The following is a 7,338-nucleotide window of genomic DNA, read 5'->3' as shown; positions in this document are numbered from 1 at the left end:
CGATGAAGGGGGCGAACACGTCCAGCATCAACCCGCCGCTTTCGGCCAGGATGATGCTCAGCCCGCTGTCCACGCAGGAACTGACCACGATGGGCCGGACCTGGTAGCGCTCCCCGGCTGCACGGATCCTTTCACACGCTTCGCGGGCCTTTTCCGGATCATCGATGAACGACATCCGGTCGGTAATGAAGCTGAACCCGGAGAACTGGGTCAGCAGGCTATGCCCAATGGTTTCAGCGGTGATACCGGTTCCATCGGACACGTAGAACACCGGACGGATCGTCGACATACGGCTTTTACCCCCTACGAAGCTTAAAAAGGCCGTCGATACAAGCTTGTGCCGACAGCGGTCTGCCCGGCATCATATCGGCTTCTTCCTACGGACGTGGCCATCCAAGCCCGCCTCGGGCGATGGCCAAACGGAGCATCGCGCTTGAACGAGAATATCCTGTGGTTGCACGAACTGCGCTTGGCCGATCTGGCCCGCGTAGGCGGCAAGAATTCGTCGCTGGGCGAAATGATCGGCAATCTTGCCGGCCTGGGGGTGTCTGTCCCCGGCGGGTATGCAACCACCGCTGAAGCCTTCAAGGACTTCATCGCGCACAACGATCTGTCCAAGCGCATCTTCGACAAGCTGGCCACGCTGGACGTGGAAGATGTCGCCGCGCTCACCGTAGCGGGCAAGGAAATCCGCGGCTGGGTCATCGACGCCCCGCTGCAGCCGCAGCTGGACCAGGACATCCGCAGCGCCTACAAAAAGCTCTGCGACGAGAACGGCGGCGGCGACGTGGCCGTCGCGGTGCGCTCCTCGGCCACCGCCGAAGACCTGCCCGATGCCTCCTTCGCCGGCCAGCAGGAGACCTTCCTCAATGTCACCGGCGCCGACGATGTCGTGCTCAAGGTCAAGGAAGTGTTCGCCTCGCTGTACAACGACCGCGCCATCGCCTACCGCGTCCACCACGGGTTCAAGCACGAAGACGTGTTCCTGTCCTCGGGCGTGCAGCTGATGGTGCGTTCGGGCGTGGGTTCGTCCGGCGTGCTGTTCACCCTGGACACCGAGTCCGGCTTCCGCGACGTGGTGTTTGTCACCTCCTCGTTCGGCCTGGGCGAAATGGTCGTGCAGGGTGCGGTCAACCCCGACGAGTTCTACGTCTACAAGCCCACCCTTAGCGCCGGCAAGCCGGCGATCCTGCGCCGTTCGCTGGGCAGCAAGGCGATCCGCATGGTGTATTCGGATGTCCCCGGTGAGCGCGTGCGCATCGAAGACACCCCGGCCGAGCAGCGCAACGTCTTCTCGATCAGCGACGAGGACGTGCAGGAACTGTCCAAGCAGGCGCTGGTCATCGAAAAGCATTACGGCCGCCCGATGGATATCGAGTGGGCCAAGGACGGCGTGAGCGGCAAGCTGTTCATCGTGCAGGCGCGCCCGGAAACGGTGAAGTCGCGTGGCCATGCCACCCAGATCGAGCGCTTCGCACTGAGCCAGAAGGACGGCAAGGTGCTGGCCGAAGGCCGCGCCGTGGGCGCCAAGATCGGTGCCGGTACCGCCCGCGTGGTGAAGTCGCTGGACGACATGGCCCGCGTGCAGCCCGGCGACGTGCTGATTGCCGACATGACCGACCCCGATTGGGAGCCGGTGATGAAGCGTGCCTCGGCCATCGTGACCAACCGCGGTGGCCGTACCTGCCACGCGGCGATCATCGCCCGGGAGCTCGGCGTGCCGGCCGTGGTCGGCTCGGGTAATGCCACCCAGCTGATCGAAGACGGCCAGCAGGTCACCGTGAGCTGCGCCGAGGGCGATACCGGCTTCATCTACGACGGCATCCTTGAGTTCGAGCGCACCACCACGGACCTGGGCAACATGCCGCCGGCGCCGCTGAAGATCATGATGAACGTGGCCAACCCGGAACGTGCCTTCGACTTCGGCCAGCTGCCGAACGCCGGCATCGGCCTGGCCCGCCTGGAGATGATCATTGCCAGCCACATCGGCATCCATCCCAACGCGCTGCTGGAATACGACCGCCAGGACGCGGCGACCAAGAAGAAGATCGACGAGAAGATCGCCGGTTACGCCGATCCGGTCAGCTTCTACGTGGGCCGCCTGGCCGAAGGCATCGCCACGCTGACCGCGTCGGTTGCGCCGAACCCGGTGATCGTGCGCCTGTCGGACTTCAAGTCCAACGAGTACGCCAACCTGATCGGTGGCAGCAACTACGAGCCGCACGAAGAGAACCCGATGATCGGCTTCCGCGGCGCCAGCCGTTACGTCGACCCGAGCTTCTCGGCCGCCTTCGCCCTGGAATGCCAGGCCGTGCTGCGCGTGCGCAACGAAATGGGGCTGGACAACCTGTGGGTCATGATTCCGTTCGTGCGCACCCTGGAAGAAGGCCGCAAGGTCGTCGAGGTGCTGGAACAGAATGGCCTCAAGCAGGGCGAAAACGGCCTGAAGATCATCATGATGTGCGAAGTGCCGTCCAACGCACTGCTCGCCGATGAGTTCCTGGAAATCTTCGACGGCTTCTCGATCGGTTCCAACGACCTGACCCAGCTCACCCTGGGCCTGGACCGCGATTCGTCGATCGTGGCGCACCTGTTCGACGAACGGAACCCGGCGGTGAAGAAGCTGCTGTCGATGGCGATCAAGTCCGCACGGGCCAAGGGCAAGTACGTGGGCATCTGCGGGCAGGGCCCGTCCGATCACCCGGACTTGGCCGAATGGCTCATGCAGGAAGGCATCGAGTCGGTGTCGCTGAACCCGGACACCGTGGTCGACACCTGGCTGCGCCTGGCCAAGCTGAAAGCCAAGGGCTGATCCAGCCAGACCGGTAGCAAACAGAACCCCGCGCAAGCGGGGTTTTGTTTTGTGTGGCCGGCACCCACCCCGGTAGAGCCGACCGTTGGTCGGCTGCGAAGCACCCGCCGAACCCCATGGACACGTCGCGGGTAGAGCCGACCGTTGGTCGGCTGCGGCGCACCCGCCGAACCCCGTGGACACGTCGAGGGTAGAGCCGACCGTTGGTCGGCTGCCGCAATTGCGCGGCGGATGCTGCTGGTATGCACGGTGTCCGATCGGAGGGCAGCTGACCAACGGTCAGCTCTACCCGCCGGTCAGCTCTACCCCCATGCGCGTTCAGGCCTCGGCGGTTTCTGCTACCGGGTAATCGGTGAATCCTTCCGCGCCGCCGCCGAAGAAGCTCGCCTTGTCCGGGGCGTTCAACGGCAGGCCCTGGCGCAGGCGCTGCGGCAGGTCCGGGTTGGCGATGAACGGTCGGCCGAAGGCGATGAGGTCGGCCCAGCCCTTGGTCAGCGCCTCTTCGGCACGGTCAACGGTGTACTTGCCGGCGTAGATCAAGGTGCCCCGGTAGAGCATGCGCAGCGCTTCCTTGAATGCCACCGGCATCACCGGTGCATCGTCCCAGTCGGCTTCGGCGATGTGCAGGTAGCCCACGCCGATGCTGTCCAGCAGGTGCGCGGCCGCCAGGTAGGTTGCCTGCGGGGTGTCGTCCACCGCGCCCTGCAGCGTGGTCAGCGGGGCCAGGCGCACGCCGACGCGCTCGGCGCCGATCTCCTCGGCCACCGCCTCGACCACCTCACGCAGGAAGCGCAGCCGGTTCTGCAGCGAGCCGCCGTAGGCGTCGGTGCGCTGGTTGGCCTGCGAGTCGATGAACTGGTTGATCAGGTAGCCGTTGGCGCCGTGCAGTTCGATGCCATCGAACCCGGCGGCGATCGCGTTGCGCGCGGCCAGCGCGTAGTCGCGCACGATGCCGGGGATTTCCTCGATGGCCAGCGCGCGCGGCATGGAGTGCTGCACCATTTCGCCCACCCCGCCCTGGGGACCCCTGCCCTGCGGATCGACGAATACCTTGACGCCCTCGGCCTGCAACGCCGACGAGGAGACCGGCGCGGCACCGTCAGGCTGCAGTGCGGTATGCGAGACGCGGCCGACGTGCCAGAGCTGGGCCACGATGCGACCACCGGCAGCGTGCACGGCATCGGTGACGCCGCGCCAGCCGGCGATCTGCGCGTCATCGTGGATGCCCGGGGTCCAGGCGTAGCCCTGGCCCTGCTGGCTGATCTGGGTGCCTTCGCTGACGATCAGGCCAGCCGAGGCGCGCTGCGCGTAGTAGTCGGCCATCAACGGGGTGGCGACATTGCCGTCGGCCGCGCGCGAGCGGGTCATCGGCGGCATCACGATACGGTTGGGCAGCGTCAGCGCGCCCAGGCGGTAGGGGGTGAACAACATGGACAATCATCCTTCGGAACAGGTCTGCCCGAAGGATGGGGGCTGGCAGGCAGCGGCAACAGCGCGACCACGGCAAAACAGTTGTGACCCCAGCGCAACGATCCCGCCGTGGCCCGCTGCAGCGGGCTCAGTCGCGCTGGCCGGCCAGCATCGAATAGGCCGCACGCACTGTTTCATACCCGTAGGTGCGCTCCAGCCGGCGCACGATGAAGTGGCCGCGCGCCATGTCCTGGTAGTAGTCGGTGAACATGGTGTTGAGCGTGGCGCCGGTGACCGCGCCGATGATCGGCACCGCCTGCGCGGCGAACTTCTCGGTAACCACCACGCCAAAGCGCGCGGCCACCTTCTCGACGATCTTGGCCAGCCACTTGCCGGCCTCTTTCGGGGTCAGCCCGATCATCACCCCACCCCCGCTGGCGGCGCGCCCGGCCAGTTCGGCCGACAGGTGCCGCATGACTTCGGCGGTGAAGCCACGGGTGATGTAGTAGCCGGTTTCGCTGGCATCGTCGCCGGTCGCATTGCCGCCCAGCGCGAACACCTCCAGGCAGGCGTGCCGGGTGCTGAGCTCGCGTAGATCGAACCCTTCGCTGCGCGCCACGTCGGCCACCGAGCGCATCATGATGGTGGTGGAGACCGGCAGTTCGATGAACAGCGAGGTGAAGCCGAACGCCCCGCCGACCGCGCCGCTGGTGGCGGCCGCCAGCTTGTGCCAGCGCGTGGACGCCGCCTTGCCGGGCGTGTTGTCCATGCTCCACAGCGCCGCCTGGGCAGATTTGAACAGGGCGGCCTCGACCGCCCCGTGGATCCGCTTGGACACCACATTCGGCAGCTTCTTCACCGCGAACTCAAGCGGCGAGCCGATCAGGTTGGCCATCTTGGCGGTGATCGTGGGCGACTCCAGCAGCGTGACGGCACGCTGCAGGTCGGCCCAGTCCTGCGAGGTGGGCAGGATCTGCGTGTCCAGCGGGGGTGGCATGCGGGAGATGGCGTTCATGGCCCGGATCATAGCGCCGGGCGGTTGAACGGAATGTGCGCCCCGCGTCGGGGCGCTGCGGTCAGCCCGGCAGGCCCGACAGCGCGCCCATGAACTGGCGGTAATGGCGCAGTTCGGCGATCGAGTCGTGCACGTCGCTCAGCGCGGTATGGCTGGCGGTCTTGGTCAGCCCGGCCGCCACGCTCGGCGCCCAGCGCTTGGCCAGTTCCTTCACCGTGGACACGTCCAGGTTGCGGTAGTGGAAGTACTTCTCCAGGCGCGGCATTTCGCGGTGCAGGAACCGGCGGTCCTGGCAGATCGAGTTGCCGCACATCGGCGAGGCACCGGCCTTGATCCACTGCGCCAGGAAATTCACCGTCTGCGCTTCGGCCTGGCCCAGCGTGACCTGGCTGTCGACCACGCGCTGCCACAATCCGGAACGGCGATGCTGGGTGCGGTTCCATTCGTCCATCGCTTCCAGGCGCTCGACCGGATGGTGGATGGCGAACTCGGGGCCTTCGGCAAGAACGTTCAACTGCGCGTCGGTGACCACGGTGGCGATCTCGATGATCGCGTCGTTGTCGGTATCCAGACCGGTCATTTCCAGGTCGATCCAGATCAGTCGTTCGCCTTCTGCGCCGTTGTCAGCCATGTCTACGCCTTGTGCAGGGGACGGCGCCGCAGCGCCGGCCGGGATGAGAATGGCCGATATGATACCGCCCCGGCGTCGTCGCCCCGTCGTGGATGGCGCCGGTTACTCCAACAGCAGCGGCGGCTTGCCGCGTTTGGCGCGGAAGTAGTTGGTCAGCCGGGTGCTGGCATCCTTGGCCAGGACGCCGCCATGGATCTCGACCCGATGGTTGTGGCGCGCGTCGCCCAGCAGGTCGAACACGCTGCCGCAGGCGCCGGTCTTGGGGTCGCTGGCGGCGTACACCACGCGGGCCACGCGCGCATGCACGATCGCCATGGCGCACATCGCGCACGGCTCCAACGTCACATACAGCGTGCTGCCGACCAACCGGTGATTGCTTATTGCCTGGCCCGCCCTGCGCATCGCCACGATTTCGGCGTGCGCGCTGGGGTCGTGGTCGGCGATGTTGAGGTTCCAGCCTTCGCCCAGCAGCTGGCCGTCGGCGCCGACCAGCAGCGCACCTACCGGAATCTCGTTGAACTCGCGCTCGGCACGCTCGGCCAGGGCCAGCGCGTGGCGCATCCAGTATTCGTCCTGGTCGTGCACCGGCACGCCCAGCGGCGGTGGCGCAGGCAGGTACTCAACCATGGCCGTTGGCCTTGCGCACGAACGCCTCGAACGCGGCCAGGGTCGCTTCGCTCACATGGTGCTCGATGCCTTCGGCGTCGCGTCGCGCCGAATCGGCGTCCACGCCCAGCGCCAGCAGAAACTTCTCCACGGTCTGGTGCCGCGCGCGCATCTCCACCGCGAGCGCCTCGCCGGCCGGGGTCAGGAACACGCCCCGATACGGCCGCTGCACCGCCCAGCCCTCCTTGACGAGACGCTTCAGCGCCTTGGCCACGGTCGGCTGCGCCACGCCGAGCCGGGTGGCGATATCCACCTGGCGCGCCTCGCGGCCGTCAGCAATCAGGTCGGCGATGAGCTCCACGTAATCTTCCACCAGCTCCGAGCGGCGTGCTTCGCGCACCTGCACGAAGCCCTCCGCATGCGCTTCGGCGGCAAGCAACGGGGATTTCCTGGACAGGGAGGCTGGCGGCATGGGCGCGCGGATCCAAGGCGGCCGACAACGGCAATGCCGCCATTCTACGCGTTGGGCCGTGATCGGGCAGCAGCGCAGGGCGGGCAGCGCACCCACGTCGCCACACCGCGCCAGTGCGATACTTCGCGGCCCTCGTTTACCACCTGCCCACGCCACCATGTCCGATCTTGCGCCGCTGCCCACCCTGCCCCTGGGCCACTACCGCCATTTCAAGGGCGGCAACTACGACGTGCTGGGCGTGGTGCGCCACAGCGAAACCCTGGAGCCGCTGGTGCTGTACCGCCCGCGCGATTCCGACGTGGGGCTGTGGGTGCGCCCGTTCGCGATGTTCTGCGCACAGGTGGAGGTGGACGGCGTGCGCCGCCCGCGCTTTGCCCGGGTCGACGCGGAGA

General features: G+C 66.9%; 8 protein-coding genes. 2 read left to right on the top strand and 6 right to left on the bottom strand.

The features are described from left to right. Nucleotides 1-289 (bottom strand): kinase/pyrophosphorylase (locus DBR34_RS22250; RefSeq protein WP_258223713.1); only part of this gene is annotated, 289 nt, incomplete at its 3' end. A 144-nt stretch (nucleotides 290-433) separates the two neighbouring features. On the opposite strand from DBR34_RS22250, the gene ppsA reads away from it, so the two are divergent. Then, on the top strand, nucleotides 434-2,812 hold the full coding sequence (gene ppsA, locus DBR34_RS06490; protein ID WP_128096177.1) for a phosphoenolpyruvate synthase: 2,379 nt from the start codon (nucleotides 434-436) through the stop codon (nucleotides 2,810-2,812). Between the two features lie 318 nt (nucleotides 2,813-3,130). Here ppsA and DBR34_RS06485 read toward each other — a convergent pair whose 3' ends face one another. From DBR34_RS06485 to mntR, 5 genes are all read right to left on the bottom strand, one after another. After that, entirely contained in the window at nucleotides 3,131-4,243 is a 1,113-nt protein-coding gene (locus tag DBR34_RS06485) for an alkene reductase (protein ID WP_128096176.1), read from the bottom strand. A 127-nt stretch (nucleotides 4,244-4,370) separates the two neighbouring features. Then, nucleotides 4,371-5,237: an EcsC family protein gene (locus DBR34_RS06480; protein ID WP_258223712.1), complete on the bottom strand. Its 867-nt coding sequence runs from the start codon at nucleotides 5,235-5,237 to the stop codon at nucleotides 4,371-4,373. Nucleotides 5,238-5,298: 61 nt separating this feature from the next. Beyond that, nucleotides 5,299-5,868, bottom strand: a complete 570-nt coding sequence (gene orn, locus DBR34_RS06475; RefSeq protein WP_038687851.1) for an oligoribonuclease — start codon at nucleotides 5,866-5,868, stop codon at nucleotides 5,299-5,301. 102 nt (nucleotides 5,869-5,970) lie between these two features. Beyond that, the gene (gene tadA / locus DBR34_RS06470; RefSeq protein ID WP_128096175.1) at nucleotides 5,971-6,495 is read right to left on the bottom strand and encodes a tRNA adenosine(34) deaminase TadA; all 525 of its coding nucleotides are present in this window, start codon (nucleotides 6,493-6,495) and stop codon (nucleotides 5,971-5,973) included. Next, on the bottom strand, nucleotides 6,488-6,946 hold the full coding sequence (gene mntR, locus DBR34_RS06465) for a manganese-binding transcriptional regulator MntR (protein WP_038687850.1): 459 nt from the start codon (nucleotides 6,944-6,946) through the stop codon (nucleotides 6,488-6,490). Before mntR ends, tadA begins: the two co-directional genes overlap by 8 nt. Before the next feature lie 157 nt (nucleotides 6,947-7,103). On the opposite strand from mntR, the gene DBR34_RS06460 reads away from it, so the two are divergent. After that, on the top strand, nucleotides 7,104-7,338 hold a 235-nt coding region (locus DBR34_RS06460; protein ID WP_146186779.1), incomplete at its 3' end, for a DUF1653 domain-containing protein.

It is taken from the genome of Stenotrophomonas sp. HMWF003, assembly GCF_003061285.1.
Taxonomy (GTDB): Bacteria; Pseudomonadota; Gammaproteobacteria; order Xanthomonadales; family Xanthomonadaceae; genus Stenotrophomonas; species Stenotrophomonas maltophilia_AP.
The sequence above is the reverse complement of the archived record's forward strand: the minus strand, read 5'-3'. Positions and strand labels throughout refer to the sequence as shown.

Coding starts and splice junctions, on each gene's coding strand:
- DBR34_RS06485 (WP_128096176.1), bottom strand. CDS start 4,243: ATGTTGTTCACCCCCTACCGCCTGGGCGCGCTGACGCTGCCCAACCGT.
- DBR34_RS06480 (WP_258223712.1), bottom strand. CDS start 5,237: ATGAACGCCATCTCCCGCATGCCACCCCCGCTGGACACGCAGATCCTG.
- orn (WP_038687851.1), bottom strand. CDS start 5,868: ATGGCTGACAACGGCGCAGAAGGCGAACGACTGATCTGGATCGACCTG.
- tadA (WP_128096175.1), bottom strand. CDS start 6,495: ATGGTTGAGTACCTGCCTGCGCCACCGCCGCTGGGCGTGCCGGTGCAC.
- mntR (WP_038687850.1), bottom strand. CDS start 6,946: ATGCCGCCAGCCTCCCTGTCCAGGAAATCCCCGTTGCTTGCCGCCGAA.